Source organism: Serratia sp. CY38905, assembly GCF_052168875.1.
Taxonomy (GTDB): domain Bacteria; phylum Pseudomonadota; class Gammaproteobacteria; order Enterobacterales; family Enterobacteriaceae; genus Serratia; species Serratia sarumanii.
In genome coordinates, this window is the sequence record NZ_JBJNLV010000001.1 from 100,954 (window position 1) to 124,593 (window position 23,640).

The window sequence follows — 23,640 nt, forward strand, 5'->3', positions numbered from 1 at the left end:
TAACTTCACTCACCGGGGCCCTACCCATGAACCGCGAAACTAAAAAATATTACGTGCTGCTCAGCGGCCTGCTGTTCTTCTTTTTTTTCACCTGGTCTTCCAGCTTTTCGCTGATCTCGCTGTGGCTGAATCAGAAGATCGGCCTGAAAGGCGCCGAGACCGGCCTGATCTTCTCCGCTATCTCGTTGGTGGCGCTGTGCGCCCAGCCGCTGTACGGGTTTATTCAGGACAAACTTGGGCTGCGCAAGCACCTGCTGCAGTTTCTCGGCGTGATGCTGCTGCTGACCGGCCCGTTCTTTATCTACGTTTACGCCCCGCTGCTGGCCAGCAGCCTGCCGCTCGGCGCGCTGGTCGGCGGGGTATTTATCGGCGCCACCTTCTTCGCCGGCATCGGCGCGCTGGAATCTTATACCGAGCGAGTCAGCCGCATCAGCGGTTTCGAATTCGGCCGCGCCCGCATGTGGGGATCGCTCGGCTGGGCCAGCGCCACCTTTTTGGCCGGTTTTATCTTCAATATCGATCCGAACATCAATTTCTGGCTGGCCTCCGCCGCCGCCGTGGTATTCCTGTTGCTGCTCAGCCAGGTGCGCGAGCTGAAGCCGAACGCCATGGCCGGCCTGGCGTTCGGCAAACCGGAAAATCTGCGGCTGCAGGATGCGCTGGCGCTGCTGCGTATGCCGGGCTTCTGGGCGCTGGTGGTGTTTGTGCTCGGTATCAGCGTGTACAACGTTTTCGATCAGCAATTTTCGGTCTACTTCGCCTCGCAGTTCGCTTCACGCGAACAGGGCAACGAGATGTACGGCTTCCTCAACTCGCTGCAGGTCTTCCTCGAAGCCGGCGGTATGTTCCTGGCGCCGCTGCTGGTGAACCGCATCGGCGCCAAACAGGGGTTGTTGCTGGCCGGTGGCGTGATGGCGCTGCGCATGTTCGGCTCCGGCTTGGTCAGTGGCGCATTGATGATCTCCGCCATGAAACTGCTGCACGCCGTAGAGTTGCCGATCCTGCTGATCGCTATCTTCAAATACATCGCCAGCCGCTTCGACAGTCGCCTCTCCTCAACGCTTTACCTGGTGGGCTTTCAGTTCATCACCCAGGTGATGGCCAGCTTCCTGTCGCCGCTGGCGGGCTACGGTTATGACCGCATCGGCTTTGCCGACACCTATCTGCTGATGGGGTGCGCGGTCGCCGCCACGACGCTTGTCTCCTGTTTCCTGCTGCGCGGCGAACGTTCCGCCGGCGCAACCCCCTTTCAATCCGCCATTAAATCAAGCGAGTCTGTCCAATGAACACTGCCTTAGCTCAAGCCGACCATGCGGTCGAAGCCCTGCGCGCAGAGCGCCGAGACGAATACTACCCGCAGTTCCATCTCGCGCCGCCCGCCGGCTGGATCAACGATCCCAATGGCCTGATCTGTATTGACGGCGTCTATCATGCCTTCTTCCAGCATCACCCCTACAGCGAACACTGGGGGCCCATGCACTGGGGGCACGCGACCAGCCGCGATCTGATCCGCTGGCAGCACCAGCCCATCGCCCTGGCGCCCGATGCGCCCTATGACAAAGACGGTTGTTTTTCCGGCTGCGCCGTGGATGACAACGGCGTGCTGACGCTGATTTACACCGGCCACGTGTGGCTGGGCGAGCCCGGCGACGACAGCCAGGTGCGGGAAGTGCAATGTCTCGCCACCAGCGAAGATGGCATACGCTTCGTTAAACATGGGCCGGTGCTGGCCCCGCCGGACGGCATTCAGCATTTCCGCGATCCGAAAGTCTGGCGCGAGAACGGCGAATGGTGGCTGGTGGTCGGCGCCAAAGAAAACGGTCTCGGCCAGGTGCGCCTGTACCGTTCTGCAGACCTGCGCGCCTGGCGCTTCGATCGGGTGCTGGCCGGCGCGCTGGCGGCGCATCAAGGGTATATGTGGGAATGCCCGGATTTCTTCCCGCTGGGGGAACAGCACCTGTTGCTGTTCTCGCCGCAGGGGCTGGCGGCACAGGGCTACCGCTACCGCAATCGCTTCCAGAGCGGCTATCTGCTCGGCCACTGGCGGCCGGACAGCGACTTCAGGGTGACCCAACCCTTCTGCGAGCTGGATGCCGGCCACGATTTCTATGCGCCGCAGACCTTCACCGCCGCCGACGGCCGTCGGCTGCTGTTTGCCTGGATGGATATGTGGGAATCCCCGATGCCCAGCAAAGTGCACCGTTGGGCCGGCGCCCTCACCCTGCCGCGCGAGCTGACGCTGGCTGCCGACGGCAGCGTCCGCATGAACCCGGCGCGTGAACTGGCGGCGCTGCGCCGAGAATCGCACACCTTTTTGGCACAGACGCTGACCAATCAGCATCTGCCGCTGGCGGACGACGTGCAGGAACTCACCCTGACGTTGAGACCGGCCGACAACGACGCCGAGCGTTACGGGCTGGCCATCGGGAATGCGGCGCGCCTGTTCGTCGACAATCAGGCGCACCGGCTGGTGCTGGAACGTTTTCATGACAACCCCGCCCTGTGCACCTGCCGCAGCGTGCCGCTGCCGGAAGGTGACACCCTGTCACTACGGATCTTCATTGACCGCTCATCGCTGGAGATCTTCGTCAATCAGGGCCAGGCCTGCCTGACCAGCCGCATCTACCCGACGGCGGGCGAGCGCCACCTCAGCCTGTTCGCCGAAGGCGGCCGGGCACAGTTCGAGCCCATCACGGGATGGCGGCTGGCAAGCATCTGGGGATAATGGGAATGAGCACCGGGCGCGCAGCGACGCACCCGGTGCGCTTATAGCGAACCACGCGCCAATAGCGGGCAAGGCACTTTCACCGTCTCACGCTGCTCCCGCTGCTCAATCACATGCAGCGCCGCAAGGCGGCCCAGCTCGTAATGCGGCAGCTGCACCGTCGTCAATGCCGGCAGGAACAGCTCGCCGGTGCCGACCATATTGTCGTAACCCAGCACCGCCACCTGTTGCGGTATCCGCCATCCTTGCGCCAGCAATACCTGATACACCAGAAAGGCTATCCGATCGTTCCCGCACACCACGACGTCGCAATCGCGCCGACCGGGAGAGAAATGCCGCTCCAGCAACGCGACGCAATCGCGATAGCTTTGATCGCCGCCGCTCAGATCGAGATGATACTGCCGCAGCTGTTCAACATCGCGCCCCGCTTCGCGCCAGGCGCGTTCCAGACCGCGGCGGCGCAGGCCCGCCGCCAGCGTATCCGCCGGTAAATGAATGCACAGTGGCGCGCGATAGCCTTTGGCGATCAGCGTGCGCGTGGCCTCATACTGCCCTTGCTCGTCATCAGGAATGTAGCTGGCGATCGAATGCGCCGGGCTGACGCAGTTGGCCAGCACCAGCTTTTTGTCCAGCAGTTTGGCCGGCAATGTCACCTCGCGCAGCCCCATCGTGGTGAAGATCACCCCATCCGGACGATGCGCCAGCAGCAGATCGACGGTCTGTTCGGCGTTGTCGTCGGCAAACAGGTTGACGACGAAGCTGTTCCAGCCTCGCTCGCGCGCGGTTTTCTCAATCGACAGGATCATTTCCACCGAGAACGGCGTCGTGGCGGTGTCCAGCGCCAGCACGCCGAGCGTCTGCACGCGATTTCCGTCACCGCGAATACGCCGCGCCGACAGATCCGGCACGTAGTCCAACTGGTCGATAGCCTGTTTGACGCGGCGGTAGGTTTCCGGCCGCAGCTTGCCGGGTTCATTGATGGCGCGGGACACCGTCATCAACGAGACTCCGGCAAGTTTTGCGACGTCTTTCAGCGAAGCCATGCGCCCTTCTTTATGATTAATGGGGAAAAGTGAATAATCCCATAACCGGGCGCAGGACTCTACTCTGCGTTAGCAGGCTGTGATGTTCGCCCACAGAAGAGCGCCGTCGGCCGTCAGCGGCGCCACTTCACCGCCCGCCGCCTGCGCCGCCCACCAGACGCCCTCGCGCGCCCGCAGGTCGCCGCCCCCCGGCAGCGACCAGACCCCGCTCAGCACATACAGCACGCCCGCCCGGTTGGGTGGCAAGGTGACGGGCGCCGTGCTGCGCCGCACCTCGGCCGCCTGCCGGCCGCGGCGCGTCATGATGTTGAAATCCTGGCTGGCGCCGCCCAGCAGCGTCGCTTCCAGCGCCACGTCGCCGGAGAACGCGAACGGCTCCCCGACGCGCGCCAATTGATGGTCGATATGCCCGGCGCTGAACAGCCGCACGCCGTCGCCTTCCAGCAGCGTGATCGAACGATCGATGCCTGCAAAGGCGGAAAACGGCCCGTCCTGTGCGATGGTGGCGATGCTGGCGCGCCAGTCAAAATCCTGCGCGCCCGGCGGCCAGCTGACGATTTCACGGGTTTCCCCACCGCCGTTGCGCCACGGGCTGACCGGCAGCGCGGCGAAGTTAAAACGGGTCAGGCTCATTACGCCTCCTGCTGAAAGGTTTTCAGCACCTGCAGGAACTCGGCGCCGCTCTGCTGCTGCAGCGCGTGCCGCCCCTGCTCGATCACCTGCCGGCCGCCGACGAACACGTCGCGAATTTGCTCTTTGCCGCCGGCGAACAGCCAGCGGTTGAGGATCGAGGCGTCCGGCGCCGCCGCCAGATACGGATCGTCGCCGTCCAGCACCAGCCAGTCGGCGCGATAGCCGCTCTGCAACCGGCCGATCGGCGCGCCGCACGCCTGCGCGCCGCCCTGCAGCGCCTGCAGGTACAGCACATCGCCCACCGCCGACTGTTCCGGCGTCGTCAGACGGTTGCGGCGCTGATCGCGCAGCCGCTGGCCGTATTCAAACCAGCGCAGCTCTTCCACCACGTTGAGCGAAACGTGGCTGTCGGAACCGATGCCCCAGCGCCCCTGCTGCTGCAGGTAAGCGTCGCCGGGGAAGATGCCGTCGCCGAGGTTGGCTTCGGTGGTCAGGCACAGCCCGGCCACCGCGCGGCTGCGCGCCAGCGCTTCCAGCTCGTCGCGATCCAGATGGGTGGCATGCACCAGGCACCAACGCTGATCGACCGGCAGATGGTCATACAGCCAGGCCACCGGGCGCTGCCCGCTCCACGTCAGGCAGTCGTTCACCTCTTTTTGCTGCTCGGCGATATGAATATGCACCGGCAAAGTGCGATCCGACGCGGCCAAAATCTGCTGCATCTGGCCCAGCTCCACCGCACGCAGCGAGTGGAAGCACAGCCCCTGATTCTGCAACGGACGATCCACCAGCTGGCGGGCAATCACCTGCTGCTGGTGCAGATAGCTTTCGGTATCCTGGATAAAACGTTTCTGCCCCGGCTGCGCCGGCTGCGCGCCGAAACCGGCGTAGCTGTACAGCACCGGCAGCATCGTCATGCCGATGCCGGCCTGATGCGCGGCCTCGCTGAGGCGGCCGGTCATCTCACCGCGATCGGCGTAAGGCTTGCCGTCAGCGTCGTGATGCAGATAATGGAATTCGGCCACCTGGGTGTATCCGCCCTTGAGCATTTCGATATACAGTTGACGGGCGACTACCTCCACCTGCTCCGGCGTCAGGCGCTGCACCAGGCGGTACATCAGATCGCGCCAGGTCCAGAAGCTGTCCTGCGGGTTGCCCGCCACTTCCGCCAGCCCGGCCATCGCGCGCTGGAAAGCGTGGGAGTGCAGGTTCGGCATGCCCGGCACCGCATCGCCGTGCAGCCGGGTGCAGCCTTGCGGCTCAGCGTCGGCGGTAACTTGAGTCAGATAACCTTGCGCATCGACGTCCAGCCGGACGTTATGCGCCCAGCCCTCAGGGAGCAAAGCGCGTGGGGCAAAATAAGCAGGCATGGCAGTATTCCACTGTTGGTGTAACGGCGAATGAGGCGCGGCGATGGCGCGCCTTCGGGAATTTTTGGCGGCCGCCGGCAAGTTTCTGGCGCGACGGCCACTAGTTGTATATACATATACATACGCCGACATCAACAGTAAACTGGTGTTATTATTTTTTTATTTGACGAGGTTAACGTCGTGGCTGAACAACAGACCGTGTTACAACTGGCGGCTGCAATGAGCGATGCCCCCGCCCCGATCTACCAACGGGTCAAACAGGCGATCGTGAATCAAATCCGTGCGGGGCATTGGCAACCGCACCAGCGCGTGCCCTCCGAAAGTGAACTGGTGGCGGAACTGGGCGTCAGCCGCATGACCATCAACCGCGCGCTGCGCGAGCTGACCAGCGAAGGCTTTTTGATCCGCATGCAGGGCGTCGGCACCTTCGTCGCCGAAGCCAAGGCGCATACCGCGCTGCTGGAAGTGCACAACATCGCCGATGAAATTGCCGCGCGCGGTCATCGCCACAGCAGCAAGATCCTCGAGCTGAAGGCCCGTGCGGCCAGCGAGGAAGAAGCGACGGCGCTGGGCATTCACCCCGGCCAACGGCTGTTCTACTCGCAGATCGTGCATTACGAAAACGATGTGCCGGTGCAGGTGGAAGACCGCTGCGTCAACCCGCAGGTGGCGCCGGATTACCTGAAGCAGGATTTCGACCGCGTCACGCCTTACACCTACCTGACGCAGGCTGCGCCGCTGACCGCCGGCGAACACATCGTCGAAGCGGTGATCCCCACCCGGCGCGAGCGCGAGCTGCTGCAGCTGGAGGACCACGAACCCGGCCTGCTGATCCATCGCCGCACCTGGTCCGGCAAAACCGTGGTGACCTCGGCCCGGCTGCTGTACCCCGGCAGCCGTTATCAACTGTTCGGCCGCTTCACCAGCGAAGTCTGATCCCCGGCGGGCGCGCCCTGCGCCCGCATCTCCGCTATCGATCACATCCTGATAACAAAATTTCGCCCGCCCCTTGTGACATCCCGATGAATGCGTTAGGTTGTTTTTAATTGTATATACAACCATGTGGGAGCTGCGGCTCCGGCGGAGGAAAGCAATGACGTCTGAGATTCACTGTGACAGCCTGTGGCACGGCGCCGATATCGTCACCATGCGCGACGGCAAGTATCACACCCTGACCGACGGCGCGATCGCCGTGCGCGACGGCAAGATCGTCTGGATTGGCGAACATGCGGCGCTGCCGTCCGGCCTGATCGCGGACGAAACGGTGAAATTCGACGGCGGCATCATCACCCCCGGTTTTGTTGACTGCCACACGCACCTGGTGTTCGGCGGCAATCGCAGCGGCGAGTTCGAACAGCGGCTGAACGGCGTGAGCTACGCCGAGATCGCCGCGCAGGGCGGCGGCATCATTTCCACGGTGAAAGCCACCCGCGCGGCCGATGAAGCGCTGCTGCTGGAGCAGGCGCTGTTCCGCCTGCGGCCGCTGCTGGCGGAAGGCGTCACCTGCGTGGAGATCAAATCCGGTTACGGCCTCAGCCCGGAAAGCGAACTGAAGATGCTGCGGGTGGCGCGCAAGTTGGGCGAGTTGCTGCCGGTCGAGGTGAAAACCACCTGTCTGGCGGCCCATGCGCTGCCGCCGGAATACGCCAACCGCGCCGACGACTACATCAATCTGGTCTGCGACACCATCATCCCGCAGGCGGCGGCAGCCGGCCTGGCGGATGCGGTTGACGCCTTCTGCGAACATCTGGCGTTCTCACCGGCGCAGGTGGAGCGGGTCTTCGCCGCCGCCGAGGCCGCCGGTCTGCCGGTCAAGCTGCACGCCGAGCAGCTCTCCGCCCTCGGCGGCAGCACGCTGGCGGCACGCCATCACGCGCTATCCGCCGACCATCTCGAATACGCCACCGAACAAGATGCCCGCGCCATGGGCGACGCCGGCACCGTGGCGGTGCTGCTGCCCGGCGCCTATTACCTGCTGCGCGAAACCCAGTGCCCGCCGGTGGAGCTGTTCCGCAAGCACCAGGTGGCGATGGCGATCGCCAGCGACGCCAACCCCGGCACCTCGCCGGCGCTGTCGCTGCGCCTGATGATCAACATGGCCTGCACGCTGTTCCGCCTGACGCCGGAAGAAGCGTTGGCGGGCGTCACCACCCACGCCGCCAAAGCGCTGGGGCTGCAACACAGCCACGGCACGCTGGAAACCGGCAAGGTGGCGGACTTCGTTCACTGGCCGCTGTCGCGGCCGGCGGAACTGGCTTATTGGTTGGGCGGTCAGCTGCCCTGTACGGTGATTTTCCGAGGAGAAGTACGTCAATGACCATTCGCGATCCTTTTAGCTTCCAGACCGGCAGCCTGCCGCTGCTGATCAGCATCCCGCACGCCGGCACGCAACTGACGCCGGCGGTCGAGACCGGGCTGACCGACGACGCCCGCCCGCTGCCCGATACCGATTGGCACATACCACAGCTGTACGAGTTCGCCCGGGCGATGGGCGCCAGCGTGCTGGTCGGCAACTATTCGCGCTTCGTCATCGATCTGAACCGCCCGGCGGACGACAAGCCGCTGTACACCACCGCCACCACCGGTCTGTATCCCGACGTGCTGTTCGACGGCCGCCCAAGCTTCCTGCCGGGCAAAGCGCCGACGGACGCAGAGCGCGCCGGCTATCTGCAGCAAATTTGGCAACCTTATCATCAGCAACTGCAAGACGAACTGGCGCGCCTCAAAGCGCGGCACGGCTATGCGCTGCTGTTCGACGCGCACTCCATCGCCTCGGTGATCCCGCGGCTGTTCGAGGGCAAGTTGCCGGATCTCAATCTCGGCACCAACGGCGGCGAAAGCTGCGCCCAGGCGCTGAGCGATCGGCTGGTCGCCTGCTGCGAGCAGCAACAGCAGTACACCCACGTGCTGAACGGCCGCTTCAAAGGCGGTTACATCACCCGCGCCTACGGCCAGCCGCAGCAGCAACAGCATGCGATCCAGCTTGAGCTGGCGCAGGTGAACTACATGTCCGAACAGTATCCTTACGCGTTCGAACCGCAGCGCGCCGCCTCGCTGCAGCGCCTGCTCAAGCAGATGATTGAAGGCCTGTTGGACGGCGCCGCCAGACTCAACTGATCCCCTTTGCAGGCGCCGCCGGGCGCCTGTCTCTCCCCCTGCCTTTAACCGCATCGTCAGCCGCGTTCTGCGCGCCATATCAAAGTTTCGCGTGATTCCCCACCGACTGGTCTAAACAGCGCACAAAACAGCGGCCGACGAAAAACGCACTGCGCCACAATCAGCCGAAAAGCCCGCGCTCCTCGTCAGCGCCGGGCGGCGTGTGGCCGAGCTGGCCCGTTTCGAACCATCACTCTGGAGGCCCTATGTCTGTAACACCGTTAAACTGGCGCGCTGCCGGCGCCCTCGCCGAACAATTGCTGGCCGGCTGGCAACGGCGTGGCGAACCCGGCGGCGCCATCACCCTGTTTGACGCCGAACAACTCCGCGCCACCGCCTGCGCCGGCCTGGCCGATCTGGCGCAGAATACCCCCTTCACCGCCGACAGCGTGGTGCGCTACGCCTCAGTGACCAAGCACATCTTCGCCGCGCTGGCGCTGAACGCCACCGATCGCGCCATTCGGCTGGAGCAACGCCTGGGTGACCTGTTGCCCGCCCTGCAGCCCGCGCTGGCGGACGTCACCGTCGGCCAGGCGCTGGACATGACCGGCGGCCTGCCCGACGTGCGCGAAACGCTCGGCCTGCTCGGCATCTCGCTGCACGCCGTCAGCGAGGCGCAGCCGGTGATGCAGTTTGTCGAGGGGTTGGAAAGATTGAACTACGAAGCCGGCAGCGAGATCGCCTACAGCAATACCGGCTATCGGCTGCTGGAGGCCGCGCTGCGCAGCAAAGGGTATGATTTCGACCAACTGGTGCAACAGCACATCGCCCGGCCGCTGCAGTTGCAGATGCGGGCGCCGGAAAGCTGGTTCGACGTGGTGCCGGGGTTGGTGCCGGGTTACTGGCGAGCGCCGCAGGGCTGGCAACACGCCAGCGCCGGCCTGCACCTTTCCGCCTCCGGCAGCCTGACCGGCAGCCTCAACGCCCTCACCCGCTGGCTGCAGACGCTGCTGGCCAACGAAGGCACCGGCCAGGGCGTGCTGGCGCAACTCGGCGCACCGCGCCGCCTCAATCAGGGCCAACTCAGCGCCTATGGCCTGGGGCTGGCGCAAACCCCGCTGGGCCGCCGGCGCTTGCTCGGCCACGGCGGCTCCCACGCCGGTTACAAAACCTATTTCCTGCTGGCGCCCGATCGCCAGGCCGGCGTCGCGCTGGTGGCCAACCGCGAAGACTGCGACAGTTTCGGTATGGCTTTGCAGGTGATGGCGGCGCTGCTTGGCGAACCGCTGCCGCAGCGCAGCATGGCGATCCCCGACGGCCTTTACGCCACGCCGGCGGAGCCGCACTGGCTGGAGGTCAAAAATGGCAATCTGGCCTATCTGGGCAGCGATGAACCGCTGTATCAGGGCGAAGACGGCTACGCGGTGTCGCTGTCCGCCCATATGCCGATCAAATTGAAGTGGACCGGCGAAGCGGTCGAGGGCGAAGTCGGGCATGTGGCGCGCCGTTTCCTGCCGGTCACGGCCAACGGCGACTGCCTGAAGCATGTGCAGGGGCTGTGGTATCACCCGCACTATCGCACCGCCTTTGAAATTCGCGGCGATCGGGTGCATATCGGCGTCGGCCCGGCGGCGCAGACCGGGACGCTCAGCCCGCTCGGCCAGGGCCGCATGCTGGTGGAGTGCCAGGACGGCCCGTGGTTAAAACGCTTTTGCCTCTATTTCCGCGGTTACAACGTGGATCTCATCGCCAACCGCAGCCGGATGCTGACCTTCCGCCGCAGCACCGTCGGCCGCGACTGACGCTCAGCGTGCGCTGCCGGTTTTGACCGCCAGCAGCGCATCCGCCAGCCGCCGTTTGTCGGCGGCGCTGAGATTCACCTGATCCACTGACGCCATAAACGCCGCCCGATCCGCCTCGCCGAGCGGGCCGGCGCGCAGCCGCTCCGCCAGCCGTTGCAATATCTGGCTGCTCAGCTGTGCGATCTGCGGGCGCACCTGCGCCAACGGCCGCGGCTGCCAGCCGGGTTCCGGGCTCGCCAGCCAGTCGGCGCGATAGCGGTACTGAATCGCCTTGGCGGCGTCCATCTGCACGGCGATAAAAGGCCGCACCGACGCCGGCTCCAACCCCAAACGCCCCGCCTCCGCCTGCGCGCTGGCCAACACCTTCGCCTCCTGCGCCAGGTCTTCGATCGGCAAATGCCGCTGCGCCTTGTAACCGGCGACGTCCTTCATCAACGACAGCCGTTGGTTCACCAGCTCGCCGATAGCGGCTGCGCCCTCTGCCAACGCGGGAAAACTGGTCAAACAGCAGGCTATCAATAACGCCCTGAACATGGCGCCTCCCTTATGATGCAGTGAAACGTAAGGCCCAAAGTTCACCACGTCCGCCCCGCGCTGGCAAATAAAAAGGCCCCGCCGCAGCGAGGCCCGATAACGCTCGACAAACCTTAGTCGAACACGCCGTTGATGACGGAAGCCACAATCGCGGTGCTGAGTGCGACCAGCACCAGATCGTCGCCGGCGATACGCCACTCATAACCCGGGTACTGCGGCAGATCACGCAGCATCGAGTAAGGCACCACTTTTTTGGCGATGCCCGGCGGCAGCGGTTTACCGCGCGCCAGATTCTTGGCGATGCCCGGTGGCAGCGAGCTGTAGCCGGTCAGGCCGTAGTTGCGCGCCAGCGAACGGGCGCGGTCGCGCGAGAGGCTGACGGAAACCAGATTATCGTCGTTTCTATAACCGCCTTTATCTTTATTGCCTTTGTTGCCGTTGTTGCCATGGTTACCGCTATTACCGTGATTGCCGCTGTTGCCATGGCCATTACCGTTGCCGTTACCATTGCCGCCTTTGTCAGCCAGGGCCGGGGCGGATGACAACCCCAGCGACGCGATCAGCGCCAACACCGTGAGGGTCGTACGACGTTTGTTCATGTTGTGTATTCCTGCGTGGGGGACTCTGTTGACTATAGCGGGTCTTTTCCGGACGAAGTATAAGGAAAACTCCGAGATAACAAGTGCAGTTTGACGGCAGTCGCGCCAATAGCTTGTTTCAACACAACACGCCTCGAGAATTCCGAAACTTACCTCAGATTTTTCTTGAAGAAAAATAAGCCTTACGCTAGCGTGGGAGGGTAACAAAAAAGAGTTAGCGTGCTCTTTTTCGTCGCACCTCAAATCTTATTCTTATCATCCATAATGATAATAGCGAACACTTCCCGCCTCTCCGTGCGGGATTCTTTTTCCCGCCGCTGTCGCCCCAATCTGGTGCTTTATGTTGAGATTTGGTTGCCAATAATTTACATTCGCTGTCTGAGAAACCTCAACCTCCCGCGGTGGCCAGGCTGGCAACGGGTGGGCGTTCAGGAGCAAAAGACGTGCAAATGACCCTCATGGAATACATCACTCGGCACTTTAACGGCGATCTTCATCGTTACGCGCAGTCGGAAGGCGTCAGCCGTGAACAAATCATTAGTTGGATAAATAATGAATGTCACGTGATCAAAGGCAGGCTGTTTATGCCGGTGAAGCATCTCCCGGTTGAACAAGCCCAGTGATGACAAAAAAAAACCCCGCCAGGCGGGGTTTTCTGTTTCTGATAACACGGAAAATCAGAAGTTATAGCCGACCACGAGGTAATAACCCCAGCCGGTAGACTTGATTGGGCCCTGCGGGGTGCCGATATCCGCGCCATCCTGCCACTGGCCGCCGTTATGGAAGTAACGCGCCACGAAAGAATAGTGCCAGTGATCGTAGTTCAGCGCCAAAATATGGCTGGAGGCGATCGAGTTGCTGGTGCGCACCTGTTTGCCGGTGCCGTCAACCCAATGGCTGTCCTTGCCCAGATCGGAACCGAAGTCGAAGTTGGTGAAGCCGATGTAGCTCAGGTTGCCGCCCCACACCTGGGTCAGCGGCACGAAGTATTTCACCTTGAAGCGGTAACCGTCCCAGCTGTTCTCGTTGGCGGCCTGGTAGTTTTCCCACTGGTATTTGGCATAGATGTTCATCGACAGGCTCATCGGCAGGCCGGTGTCGATATCGGTGCCCAGACCCATGTACCAGGTGTTCTGACGGCCGTCGGCGTTGTGGCCCAGATCATAGATGTAGTTGTTGGCGAAGTACCACTCTTTGAACGGACCGAAGCTCAGATCGGTGCCGGTCAGCTTGTCGATGGAGAAGCGCGGTTCAATCTCCATAAACAGCGGGGAACCTTTGTCCCAGATGCCGCGATCCGGGGTATTGCCCACGCCGAAGAACTTCGGCACGTCAACGTAACCGTAGAAATCGAACCAGTCTTTCTTAGCGAAGGCTTCGTATTCGAGATACACGTCGTTATTCAGCTGCGGCCCGAAGCGGGTGTGGTAGCTGCCCACCACGTTGACGCTCTGGTGCCACCAATCGGAGACATATTGACTGTCTTTGCTATCAGCCATTGATGATGCACTGTAAGACGCTGCGAGCAGTACACCTGCTGCGAGAGCTATTTTTTTCATTTTATTACCACATGCTTAAAGGGCCATTTCCTGCCCGTTTAGAAAAGATGACAATGAGTCTGCCGACACCTGGCGTTGTCTTCACACAGAAACTCGGATGACGCGCGCATTATAGAAACCACTGACTGTAAGAATCTGTGATCCAGTTACGCATTTCGCGAATAGGTAATCGATTGCGTTCACATTTGTCAAATTATGTTTCATGCAAATTCACATTCGCTGTGATTTTTGTCATGTACAGCATTTTTTCAGCCGAAAATTGCAGCAAATGTAACCCGCTGGTAGCCGGCGGGGAAACCCGCTGAAAGTCATAAAAGACGGGCCGCGGCGATTAACGCCACAGCCCGCAGAATAGTGAACGCAACAAATACCCTCAGGCGCCAGCACGCGACACACTACCAGGGAGGGAAAGATCAACTAATCCAGCAAACCGCTCAAGACGCGGCGCAAAAAAGGTTGTTTCTTGCGCGTAATCGGATTGCCATCATATTTTTTCTGGGATTGCTTATTGAAACCGCCGAATAACTGCACATTCTGGTACTGTTCCAGGGTATAACCGGCCTGCAGCGCTTCGCGATAGTATTGTTCGAACAGTTCGCGCAGATCATCGCGATAATGGCTGTGGATCTTGCCATCAAACCAATGCTCGCGGCTTTCAGCCCGCAGTCTCGGAAGCGAGTAACGGTGGGAAAATTGGCTGCTCATATCTGAGTAATGCAACGCCTTCAACGCTTCCAATGGCAAATCGTCACCATCTAGATTGCTGTATTCCGGTTTCAACGGCTCAACGAACTCGGGATGTTCTTCAAAGAACCGCTGCATTTTTTTATGCCCCAATGGATCGCGGCGCAACTCGTCCAGCGGCGGCAAGAATCGCGCCGCTGCCTCGCAATCCCACAGCATTTCCCCCAAGCGGAGATCTTTGCCGGAACCCGCGGCCAAAATGGCCGTGCCCTCCTTCATCGGATGATGCCAAATCTCTGCGATATCGCAGAGATACAGCACGTCCGCATCAGAGTAAAATGCCCGGCCCTGGAAGTTACAGAAAGCGGGAATTCCCCAGCGAAACGCAGAGAACGGCGTCGCCCAACGCTCGGTGGTCCAACCTTCGCCGCCGTTTTGAGAATACCAAGAACTGGCAGGGTCTCGCGACAAACGCATCCACTCAATTTGAACAGGTATTGAAGCATGCTTACGCAAGCTGTACTCCAAAACCATCATCTGTTCCAAATCGCAATCATTTGGATCACACCCGATAAAAACTCGTGCAATATCCGCAGGTGGAGTCATAAAATATATCCCTATAGCACGCTATATAACCTGCATATGTTACCAACAATTTCAGAAGTCTCCTAATGACAAATAAAACGCTTTCTCATCCTCGAAAAACGCAGCCAGTGGAAACAATAAATTGATTCCTTTAATTTATTAACCGTCATTCAGCGTAATTGCGCCATAATCGCTGCGCTTCAGTTCACCGCCGGCACCGCCTTGGCGATGTTTTCCTGGCGGAACGCCACCTCTTCGCCGTTTTTCACCTCCCAGCTGGCGACCGGGATATCGGTCTTGGGCGCCGCCGCGACGACCGAACCGTAAATCAGCTTGTCGTCGCGGCGCAAAATATAAACGTCAAGCTGATATTCATGCCGCAGATTCGCCGTGGTCAGGCGCACGGTATCGCCGCGCTCGTAGTGATGCACGTCGATTTCGGGTTGTTGAATAAATTGAATGTCGCTTCTCATCGTCGTCGTTCCTTCAGGCAACATGGCTAGTTAAATTCTAGTTCAACATTGCGCCGACGGCGGATAATTTCCGTTAATTTCCACGGGTTGCCCGCCAACAGATCAGCGAGCCGAGAGTGACCATCGCCACGCCCTGCCAAAAATTGACGGTCAGCGAGGTGTGCAACACCAGCGCGGCGAACACCGCCGACAGCACCGGGGTAAAATAAGAGACGGTCGCCAGCAGCGTCATGTTGCCGTGCAAAATGCCGACGTTCCAGGCGGCATACCCCGCCCCCATCGCCACCCCGGCGCACAGCAGCGCCACGATCACGCCGGCGCTGAACTGCATGCCGCTTTCCGAGCTGAAGGCATATTTAAGCCACAGCGCCAGCGCGGTCAGCACAATGAACAGCACCACGCCGTTGCTGCCCTGGGCGATCTTCTTGGTCAGGTTGCAGTACAGCGCCCAGATCACCGCGCCGCTGAACGCCAGCCCGTAGCTGAGCGGATTGCTGCGCACGTTGGCCAGCATCTGCGCCGGTGACCAGCCGCCCTCGCCGCTCATGATCCAGCCGATGCCGAACAGCGACAGCAGCAGCCCCGGCAGCAGCCACCATTTCGCCTTTTGGCCGTTGAGCGCCAGCGCCATCAGCACGGTGAAACAGGGCCACAGGTAGTTGATCATGCCCACTTCTATCGCCTGCAGGCGGGTATTGGCGTAGCCGAGCGACAGCGACAGGCAGATCTCGTAGCTGACGAACAGCAGGCTGCCGACGATGAGATAAGGCCGCGGAAAGCTGCGCCATTTCGGCACGCCGAGCGCCACCAGCAAAAACGCCGCGCTGACGCTGTAGATCATCGCCGCGCCACCGATCGGCCCCAGCCCTTCGCTGACGCTGCGAATCAGGCCGACGACGCTGCTCCACAGCACAATGGCCAACAAACCGAACAGCGTGGCGCGGGTACGCGAGGGTAAAGCGGGCATAAGGCGGGTCCAATGGGTTATTTTTTATCAGGTTTTTCACTCTACTGCCGCACGCGCCAAAAAGAAAGGCGGGAAATTCCCGCCTGTGATTTTATTGCTGCGGCTGCCGCTCGAGCTGCGGCGGCGGCTGGCGAAAACGCCGGGTCAGCCAGGCCAAATAGCCGAAGCCCAGCGTCGCCCAGATCAGCCCCATGGTCAGCGAGCTCTTCTCCAGGTTCAGCCACAGCACCCCCACCGTCAGCGCCCCCACCAGCGGCAGGAACAGGAAGTTGAAGCGATCCTTCCAGCTTTTGTTGCGCCCTTCGCGAATGAAGAAGTGGCTGATCACCGACAGGTTGACGAAGGTAAAGGCCACCAGCGCGCCAAAGTTGATCAGCGCCGTGGCGGTCACCAGATCGAACGACAGCGCCGACAGCGCCACCAGCCCGACCATCAGCACGTTCAGCGCTGGCGTGCGCCATTTAGGGTGAATGTAGCCGAAGAATTTCTCCGGAAACACGTTGTCACGCCCCATCACGTACAGCAGGCGCGACACGCTGGCGTGCGACGCCAGACCGGAGGCCAGCGTGTTGATAAAGGTCACGCACAGGAAGATCGACTGGAACAGCTTGCCGCCGACGTACAGCGCGATCTCCGGCAGCGCGGCATCGGGCTGGTGGAAACGCTGAATGGTCGGGAAAAACAGCTGGATGAAGAACGACACGCTGATAAAGATCACCCCGCCATACAGCGCGGTCAGGAAGATGGCGCGCGGGATCACCTTGGCGGCGTCGGGCGTCTCTTCGCACAGCGTGGTGACCGCGTCAAAGCCGAGGAACGAGAAGCACAGGATGGTCGCGCCGGTAATGATCGGCAGCAGGTGCGCATTCTCACTGAGGAACGGCCGCAGGCTCCACACCGTGCCCATCCCCTCGCCGTTGTGCAGGCCGCGCACCACCAGGTAGATGAACACCAGAATGATCGCCACCTGCGCCAGCACGAACAGGGTATTGAAGTTGGCCACCAGATTGACGCTTTTCAGATTGATGGCGGTAATCAGGATAACGAAGCCCACCACCCACACCCAGGGCGGCACTTCCGGGAACAGCGCGGTCAGGTAAATCTTCGCCAGCAGCGTGTTGATCATCGGCAGGAACAGATAATCGAGCAGCGATGACCACCCCACCAGAAAACCGACGTGCGGGTTGATCGCCTTCTGCGCATAGGTGTAGGCGGAGCCGGCGGTAGGAAACTGGCGCACCAGTTTGCCGTAGCTGATGGCGGTGAACAGCACGCCGGCCAGCGCCAGCAGATAGGAGGTCGGCACATGGCCGTCGGTGAGGCCGGAGACGATGCCGAAGGTATCGAACACCGTCATCGGCGTCAGATAGGCCAGGCCCATCATCACCACCTGCCACAGCTTGAGGGATTTGCGCAGCTGCGGTTTGCCCGCCGGGCCGCCGTCGGTGGCTTTAATCGTCATGGCATTTCCCCTCTTGGTCCTCTGCTGTCAACCGTGCAACGTCATTCAGAGAGGCCGCGGGGAAACTGCTGCTCAGGCGGCGGGTAAAACGGGTTGAGGTCACTGTCGGGCGGCCGGCGACCGGCCCGTAGGCACTGCGGCACAGGCAAACGTCTGCGCATGGGAATGACTGAGTCATGGTTATTTCCTCGTCGGCGTCCTGTACGCCGTGATAGAAGAAATTCAGTACCGCAGCGCGCAGCCTCACCGGCCACAGGAGAGCCGATGAAATGCGCCGGACGCGCGCGGTAGTCGCAGGGTGAGCGGGATCAGGCGTTTTTCAGCATCCACTCGATTTCGGTTTCGGTGATCAGGCGCTCGAACTGCACCAGCTCATCGGTTTTGCAGGCCAGATAGACGTGGCTGAAACGTTCGCCCAGCAATGCATTGAGCACCGGCTGATGTTCGAACTCGTACAGCGCGTCGCTCTGGCGGATCGGGAACGGCAGCCCGTCCTGCTCCAGCCCGTTGCCGGTCACCGGCTCAGGCAGCGGCAGCGCGGTTTCCAGCCCGTAGACGATGCCGGCCAGAATGGCCGCCATCACCAGATAAGGGTTGGCGTCGGCGCCCGCCACGCGATACTCCACGCGGTGGTTGTCGCGATCGCCGCAGGGAATGCGCAGCGCCACGGTGCGGTTGTTATGCCCCCAAGAGGCCTGGGTCGGCACATACATGCCGGGCTGGAAGCGGCGGTAGGCGTTGACGTTCGGCGCCAGCAGCGCCATCGAAGACGGCATCAGGGCGATCATGCCCGCCAGCGCCTGTTTCAGCAGCGCCGAATCTTCGCCGTCGTCGTCGGCAAACACGTTGTTGCCCTGCGCGTTCAGCATGCTGATGTGCACGTGCATGCCGCTGCCGGCGTGTTCCTCATACGGCTTGGCCATAAAGGTCGCCTGCATGTTGTGGTTCTCGGCCACCATGCGCACCAGCCGCTTCAGCGCCAGCGCGTGATCGCAGGCCTGCAGCACGTCGTCGGTATGGTGCAGGTTGACCTCGAACTGCCCCGGCGACGCCTCCGCCACCGCGCCGTCCGCCGGAATGCCCTGCAAACGCGCCAGTTCATCGATCTCGCTCAGCACGTCGGCGAAATGGTTGAGGTTATCGACGGAATACACCTGGCTTTGGGTGTTGCGCTCTTGCGTGCCCGGCGCGCACGGCGGCTGCAGATAGCCCTCCGCGTCGCGTTGACGATCGATGAGATAGAACTCCAACTCTACCGCTACCACGGGGGAAAGCCCGCGCTGACGCAAACGCTGCCACACTCGGTTCAGCACATTGCGCGGTTCAACGTCAAAGGGAGTGCCATCTTCATCCAGCATGGTGAGCAGCACCTGCGCGATATATTGCGGGTCCGCCGCCGACGGCGTCAGCGTGCCCGGCACCGGCACGCACACGTGATCCGGCTCGCCCAGCTCCTGCCCCAACCCGGCCTCTTCTACGACGTTGCCGAGAATATCCATCGCAAATACCGACGCCGGGAAGTAACAGCCCTTCTCAAGTTTGTTCAGGCCGCCGACCGGGATGCGTTTGCCGCGGAAGCTGCCGTTCAGATCGGTCAACAGTACGTCGACATGTTGGGTTAACGGATAACGTTCCAGATACTTTTTCACTTCGCGCTGGAACGCGCTACTTCGTCTCTCTTCACTGTGCTGAACAAAGTTTTCCACTTCTACGATGTTGGTCTGCATGGTTCACCCGCCGTTTGTGTTTTGCTGTCGTCGATGTTTATTGACCGTCTTGTTCAATATAATGCCCACAAATGAAACGTAGATGAAACAAATTTGTTTTGCAAGTGTTACTTTTGGTTTGAATATTGCCCAATCGACTGCTAGATTTATAGAATATTGAACGAAATCGGCGGTGGAGATGCTTATCGTTCATAATTTCGAACGTACCAAGGGGATAGCATGGACAATATATTTAACAGACCAGTCATCGGCGTCGTCATGTGCAGGTATAGGTTAAACGGGCACCTCACACAGACCTTGCAAGAAAAGTACCTGAATGCCGTTATCGCCGCCGGCGGCCTGCCGATCGCCCTGCCGCACGCGCTGGCGGAGCCGGAAATGCTGGCGGAACTGCTGCCGCGACTCGACGGCATTTTGCTGCCGGGCAGCCCCAGTAATGTGCAGCCGCACCTTTATGGTGAAAACGGCGATGAGCCTGACGCCGATCCTGGCCGAGACGCGTTGAGCCTGGCGCTGATCCGCCAGGCGTTCGACAGGCGCATTCCCCTTTTCGCCATTTGCCGCGGCATGCAGGAGATGGTGGTCGCCACCCAAGGCACCCTGCACCGCCGCCTGTACGAACTACCCGAGCTGCTGGAGCATCGTGAAGACCACGACCTGCCGCTGGAACAGCAATACGCCCCCGCCCACGAAGTCATCGTTCAGGAAGGGGGGCTGCTTTCGCAACTGATACCGGATTGCAACAGATTCTGGGTGAACTCGCTGCACGGCCAGGGCGCCAAAACCCTGGGCGCGAGCGTGCGCATCGAGGCGCACGCCGCCGACGGGCTGGTGGAGGCGATCAGCGTGCGCGATCAGCCCTTCGCGCTCGGCGTGCAGTGGCACCCGGAGTGGAACAGCGACGAGTACGCCCTGTCGCGCCTGTTGTTTGATGGTTTCATCACCGCCTGTCGGAACTATCAAAAGGAAAAACGCCCATGAGCGACGTCAGCTTGGCACCGGGAAAACGTCTGTCGCAGATCCGTCAACAATTAGGGTTGTCGCAGCGCCGGGTCGCCGAACTGTCTGGGTTAACCCACAGCGCCATCAGCACTATCGAACAAGATAAGGTCAGCCCGGCCATCAGCACGCTGCAAAAGCTGCTGACGGTATACGGTCTGTCACTGTCGGCGTTTTTCGCCGAGCCGGAAAAACCGGCGGAGCCGCAGATCGTGATCGGCAGTGACGATCTGATCGAAATCGGCAGCCAGGGCGTTTCGATGAAGCTGATCCACAACGGCGACCCGAACCGCACGCTGGCGATGATGATCGAGACCTACGAACCGGGCACCACCACCGGCGAGCGCATCAAACATCAGGGGGAAGAGATCGGCACGCTGCTGGAGGGCGAAGTGGTGCTGCAGGTCAACGGCCAGAGCTATCACCTGCTGGCCGGGCAGAGCTACGCCATCAATACCGGCATCCCCCACAGTTTCAGCAACACGTCGGCGCGCATTTGCCGGATTATCAGCGCCCATACGCCGACGACATTCTGATCAACGGAGCCAGGCATGAACTTTCACCATTTGCAGTATTGGCAACAACGGGCGCAGACCCTGAAGATTGAGCACCGGTTGTTTATCGACGGCCACTACCAGCCGGCCGCCGCGGGGAAATTTTTCGCCGTGGAAGATCCCGCCGGGCGCCGTGAGCTGGCGCAGGTTGCGCGCGGCGAAGCCGCCGACATCGATCGGGCGGTCAGCGCGGCGCGCGCCGTCTTTGAACGCGGCGACTGGGCGCAGGCCGCCCCGGCGCAGCGCAAAGCCACGCTGCTGCGCTTCGCCGATCTGATGGAGCAGCATCACGAAGAGCTGGCGCTGCTGGAAACGCTGGACACCGGCAAACCGATTCGCCACAGCCTGCGCGACGACGTGCCGGGCGCCATTCGCTGCATTCGCTGGTACGCCGAAGCGATCGATAAGGTCTACGGCGAAATCGCCCCCACCGGCCGCGAGGCGCTGGCGCTGATCGAGCGCGAGCCGATCGGCGTGGTCGGCGCCATCGTGCCCTGGAACTTCCCGCTGCTGCTGGCCTGCTGGAAACTCGGCCCGGCGCTGGCCGCCGGCAACAGCGTGGTGCTCAAACCCTCCGAAAAATCGCCGCTCAGCGCCATCCTGCTCGGCAAGCTGGCGCAGCAGGCCGGGCTGCCGGACGGCGTGCTGAACGTGGTGCCCGGCTATGGCCACGACGCCGGCAAGGCGCTGGCGCTGCACCGCGACGTCGACGCCCTCACCTTTACCGGCTCCACGCCGGTGGCAAAGCAGCTGATGATCTACGCCGGCGAATCGAACATGAAACGCGTCTGGCTTGAGGCCGGCGGCAAGAGCGCCAATATCGTCTTCGCCGACTGTCCGGATCTGGATCAGGCCGCCCGCAGCGCCGCCGCCGGCATCTTCTATAATCAGGGGCAGGTGTGCATCGCCGGCACTCGCCTGCTGGTAGAGGCGAGCATTCAGCAGGAATTCCTGCAGGCGCTGCGCAAACACGCGGCGGCCTTCGCTCCCGGCGATCCGCTCGATCCCGACACGGTGATGGGCACGCTGATCGACAGCGGCCACTGCGAGAAAGTGGCCGGCTATATCGATCAAGGGCTGAGCCAGGGCGCCGCGCTGTTCCTCGACGGGCGCGACCATCCGCAGGGCGACCACGCCGGTTATCTGGGGCCGACCATCCTCACCCAGGTGAACAACGCCATGAGCGTGGCGCGCGATGAAATCTTCGGCCCGGTGCTGGCGGTGACTACCTTCGACGACGAGCAACAGGCGCTGCAGCTGGCCAACGACAGCGACTACGGCCTCGGCGCCGCGGTCTGGACCCGCGATCTGGCTCGTGCGCACCGCATGGCGCGCCAGCTGAAAGCCGGCACGGTATTCGTCAACAACTACAACGACGGCGACATGACCGTGCCGTTCGGCGGCTACAAGCAGAGCGGCAACGGCCGCGACAAATCGCTGCACGCGCTGGACAAGTTCACCGAATTGAAAACTACCTGGATCTCGCTGGAATAAGGGCTTATCTCATGACTGAACACGTAAAAAGCTACTATGCGGCCACGGCCAACGCACATCAGCCCTATCCGCAACTGAACGAATCGATCGAGTGCGACGTCTGCGTGATCGGCGGCGGCTATACCGGCCTCTCCTCCGCGCTGTTTCTGGTGGAAGCCGGCTATAACGTGGTCGTACTGGAAGCGGCGCGCATCGGTTTCGGCGCCAGCGGCCGCAACGGCGGCCAGTTGGTCAACTCCTACAGCCGCGACATCGATGTGATTGAAGAGCGCTACGGCGCGGAAAGCGCCCGCCTGCTCGGCAGCATGATGTTTGAAGGCGCGGAGATCATCCGCAGCCGCATCAGCCGCTACGCCATCGACTGCGACTATCGCCCCGGCGGCATCTTCGCCGCGCTGAACAACAAGCAGTTCCATGCGCTGATCGAGCAGAAACGCAACTGGGAACGTTACGGCAATACCCAGCTCGAGCTGCTCGATGCGGACCGGGTGCGCCAGGAGGTTGCCAGCGATCGCTACGTCGGCGCGCTGCTCGATCACAGCGGCGGCCACATCCATCCGCTCAATCTGGCGCTGGGCGAGGCCGAGGCGATCCGCCTGCAGGGCGGGCGCATCTTCGAGCAATCGGCGGTGACGAACATCCGCCACGGCGAACCGGCGCTGATCAGCACCGCCAACGGCCAGGTGAAGGCGCGTTTCGTCATCGTCGCCGGCAACGCCTATCTGGGCGACAAGCTGGAGCCGCGGCTGGCCAAGCGCAGCATGCCGTGCGGCACTCAGGTGGTGGCCACCGAGCCGCTGGCGCCGGAGATCGCGCAGGCGCTGATCCCGCAGAACTACTGCGTGGAAGACTGTAACTACCTGCTGGATTACTACCGCATCACCGCCGATCATCGCCTGCTGTACGGCGGCGGCGTGGTGTACGGCGCGCGTGATCCGGACGACATCGACAACCTGATCCGGCCAAAATTGCTGAAGACCTTCCCGCAGCTGAAAGGGGTGCGTATCGACTATCGCTGGACCGGCAACTTCCTGCTGACGCTGTCGCGCATGCCGCAGTTCGGCCGGCTGGAGAATAACGTCTACTACATGCAGGGCTACAGCGGCCACGGCGTGACCTGTACCCATCTGGCGGGCAAGCTGATCGCCGAGTTGATGCGCGGCGACGCCGAACGCTTCGACGCCTTCGCCAAGCTGCCGCACCTGCCGTTCTTCGGCGGGCGCAATCTGCAGATCCCGTTCACCGCCATCGGCGCGGCCTACTACACGCTGCGCGACCGCATCGGCGTCTAAAACAGCAGGCCCGGTCATCCTGGCCGGGCCTGTGCGTTAACG

The 23,640-nt window shown here is 61.8% G+C and carries 22 protein-coding genes; 11 read left to right on the plus strand and 11 right to left on the minus strand.

Going from position 1 to position 23,640, the window contains the following annotated elements; genetic code table 11:
• Positions 1-26: 26 nt before the first annotated feature.
• Together ACJ8MK_RS00595 and ACJ8MK_RS00600 are read left to right on the plus strand one after the other, a co-directional pair.
• Positions 27-1,286 carry an MFS transporter gene (locus ACJ8MK_RS00595; RefSeq protein ID WP_103829442.1) on the plus strand — a complete coding sequence of 420 codons (1,260 nt, stop codon included), beginning with the start codon at positions 27-29 and terminating at the stop codon, positions 1,284-1,286.
• Positions 1,283-2,725 carry a glycoside hydrolase family 32 protein gene (locus ACJ8MK_RS00600; protein WP_041034809.1) on the plus strand — a complete coding sequence of 481 codons (1,443 nt, stop codon included), beginning with the start codon at positions 1,283-1,285 and terminating at the stop codon, positions 2,723-2,725. Before ACJ8MK_RS00595 ends, ACJ8MK_RS00600 begins: the two co-directional genes overlap by 4 nt.
• Positions 2,726-2,766: 41 nt before the next feature.
• Here the strand turns inward: ACJ8MK_RS00600 and ACJ8MK_RS00605 are convergent, their stop codons facing one another.
• The 3 genes from ACJ8MK_RS00605 to ACJ8MK_RS00615 all read right to left on the minus strand — a co-directional run bounded on the left by ACJ8MK_RS00605 (position 2,767) and on the right by ACJ8MK_RS00615 (position 5,771).
• On the minus strand, positions 2,767-3,768 hold the full coding sequence (locus ACJ8MK_RS00605; protein ID WP_041034807.1) for a LacI family DNA-binding transcriptional regulator: 1,002 nt from the start codon (positions 3,766-3,768) through the stop codon (positions 2,767-2,769).
• 69 nt (positions 3,769-3,837) lie between these two features.
• Positions 3,838-4,401, minus strand: coding sequence for a HutD/Ves family protein (locus ACJ8MK_RS00610; protein WP_103829440.1), 564 nt, complete (start codon positions 4,399-4,401; stop codon positions 3,838-3,840).
• Complete coding sequence (locus ACJ8MK_RS00615; RefSeq protein WP_060452884.1) at positions 4,401-5,771, minus strand: formimidoylglutamate deiminase; 1,371 nt, start codon at positions 5,769-5,771, stop codon at positions 4,401-4,403. Before ACJ8MK_RS00615 ends, ACJ8MK_RS00610 begins: the two co-directional genes overlap by 1 nt.
• A gap of 180 nt (positions 5,772-5,951) precedes the next feature.
• Here ACJ8MK_RS00615 and hutC point away from each other — a divergent pair, with 180 nt between their 5' ends.
• The 4 genes from hutC to ACJ8MK_RS00635 all read left to right on the plus strand — a co-directional run bounded on the left by hutC (position 5,952) and on the right by ACJ8MK_RS00635 (position 10,669).
• Entirely contained in the window at positions 5,952-6,707 is a 756-nt protein-coding gene (gene hutC, locus ACJ8MK_RS00620; protein ID WP_049196246.1) for a histidine utilization repressor, read from the plus strand.
• Positions 6,708-6,864: 157 nt separating this feature from the next.
• A complete protein-coding gene (gene hutI, locus ACJ8MK_RS00625) occupies positions 6,865-8,088 on the plus strand; it encodes an imidazolonepropionase (RefSeq protein ID WP_033646347.1) in 1,224 nt (407 codons plus the stop codon).
• The gene (gene hutG, locus ACJ8MK_RS00630) at positions 8,085-8,888 is read left to right on the plus strand and encodes an N-formylglutamate deformylase (protein ID WP_103798613.1); all 804 of its coding nucleotides are present in this window, start codon (positions 8,085-8,087) and stop codon (positions 8,886-8,888) included. The genes hutI and hutG overlap by 4 nt, the downstream gene beginning before the upstream one ends.
• Positions 8,889-9,133: 245 nt before the next feature.
• Positions 9,134-10,669, plus strand: coding sequence for a serine hydrolase domain-containing protein (locus tag ACJ8MK_RS00635; RefSeq protein WP_033653885.1), 1,536 nt, complete (start codon positions 9,134-9,136; stop codon positions 10,667-10,669).
• A 3-nt stretch (positions 10,670-10,672) separates the two neighbouring features.
• On the opposite strand, the gene ACJ8MK_RS00640 is transcribed toward ACJ8MK_RS00635, so the two are convergent.
• Positions 10,673-11,203 carry a chorismate mutase gene (locus tag ACJ8MK_RS00640; protein WP_103798614.1) on the minus strand — a complete coding sequence of 177 codons (531 nt, stop codon included), beginning with the start codon at positions 11,201-11,203 and terminating at the stop codon, positions 10,673-10,675.
• 113 nt (positions 11,204-11,316) lie between these two features.
• Positions 11,317-11,802 carry an anti-virulence regulator CigR family protein gene (locus ACJ8MK_RS00645; RefSeq protein WP_033646351.1) on the minus strand — a complete coding sequence of 162 codons (486 nt, stop codon included), beginning with the start codon at positions 11,800-11,802 and terminating at the stop codon, positions 11,317-11,319.
• A gap of 443 nt (positions 11,803-12,245) precedes the next feature.
• Between ACJ8MK_RS00645 and ACJ8MK_RS00650 the strand changes: the two genes are divergently transcribed.
• On the plus strand, positions 12,246-12,425 hold the full coding sequence (locus ACJ8MK_RS00650) for a hypothetical protein (protein ID WP_025160261.1): 180 nt from the start codon (positions 12,246-12,248) through the stop codon (positions 12,423-12,425).
• Between the two features lie 54 nt (positions 12,426-12,479).
• On the opposite strand, the gene ACJ8MK_RS00655 is transcribed toward ACJ8MK_RS00650, so the two are convergent.
• From ACJ8MK_RS00655 to ACJ8MK_RS00680, 6 genes are all read right to left on the minus strand, one after another.
• The gene (locus ACJ8MK_RS00655) at positions 12,480-13,361 is read right to left on the minus strand and encodes a nucleoside-specific channel-forming protein Tsx (RefSeq protein WP_004941293.1); all 882 of its coding nucleotides are present in this window, start codon (positions 13,359-13,361) and stop codon (positions 12,480-12,482) included.
• Between the two features lie 417 nt (positions 13,362-13,778).
• The gene (locus ACJ8MK_RS00660) at positions 13,779-14,651 is read right to left on the minus strand and encodes a glycosyl transferase (protein ID WP_103798615.1); all 873 of its coding nucleotides are present in this window, start codon (positions 14,649-14,651) and stop codon (positions 13,779-13,781) included.
• 179 nt (positions 14,652-14,830) lie between these two features.
• Entirely contained in the window at positions 14,831-15,103 is a 273-nt protein-coding gene (locus tag ACJ8MK_RS00665) for a hypothetical protein (RefSeq protein WP_004941292.1), read from the minus strand.
• A 73-nt stretch (positions 15,104-15,176) separates the two neighbouring features.
• The gene (gene yddG / locus ACJ8MK_RS00670) at positions 15,177-16,070 is read right to left on the minus strand and encodes an aromatic amino acid DMT transporter YddG (RefSeq protein WP_049213275.1); all 894 of its coding nucleotides are present in this window, start codon (positions 16,068-16,070) and stop codon (positions 15,177-15,179) included.
• Between the two features lie 91 nt (positions 16,071-16,161).
• The gene (locus ACJ8MK_RS00675; RefSeq protein ID WP_033646354.1) at positions 16,162-17,532 is read right to left on the minus strand and encodes an APC family permease; all 1,371 of its coding nucleotides are present in this window, start codon (positions 17,530-17,532) and stop codon (positions 16,162-16,164) included.
• 308 nt (positions 17,533-17,840) lie between these two features.
• A complete protein-coding gene (locus tag ACJ8MK_RS00680; protein ID WP_033646355.1) occupies positions 17,841-19,259 on the minus strand; it encodes a glutamine synthetase family protein in 1,419 nt (472 codons plus the stop codon).
• Between the two features lie 219 nt (positions 19,260-19,478).
• On the opposite strand from ACJ8MK_RS00680, the gene puuD reads away from it, so the two are divergent.
• The 4 genes from puuD to ACJ8MK_RS00700 are packed head-to-tail and all read left to right on the plus strand — an operon-like array spanning position 19,479 to position 23,598.
• Positions 19,479-20,240: a gamma-glutamyl-gamma-aminobutyrate hydrolase gene (gene puuD, locus ACJ8MK_RS00685; protein ID WP_043147308.1), complete on the plus strand. Its 762-nt coding sequence runs from the start codon at positions 19,479-19,481 to the stop codon at positions 20,238-20,240.
• Complete coding sequence (gene puuR, locus ACJ8MK_RS00690; protein ID WP_033638246.1) at positions 20,237-20,794, plus strand: HTH-type transcriptional regulator PuuR; 558 nt, start codon at positions 20,237-20,239, stop codon at positions 20,792-20,794. The genes puuD and puuR overlap by 4 nt, the downstream gene beginning before the upstream one ends.
• Before the next feature lie 15 nt (positions 20,795-20,809).
• Positions 20,810-22,306, plus strand: a complete 1,497-nt coding sequence (gene puuC, locus ACJ8MK_RS00695) for an aldehyde dehydrogenase PuuC (RefSeq protein WP_101455827.1) — start codon at positions 20,810-20,812, stop codon at positions 22,304-22,306.
• Between the two features lie 11 nt (positions 22,307-22,317).
• Positions 22,318-23,598, plus strand: coding sequence for an NAD(P)/FAD-dependent oxidoreductase (locus ACJ8MK_RS00700; protein ID WP_033653879.1), 1,281 nt, complete (start codon positions 22,318-22,320; stop codon positions 23,596-23,598).
• The last annotated feature ends 42 nt before the right edge of the window (positions 23,599-23,640 follow it).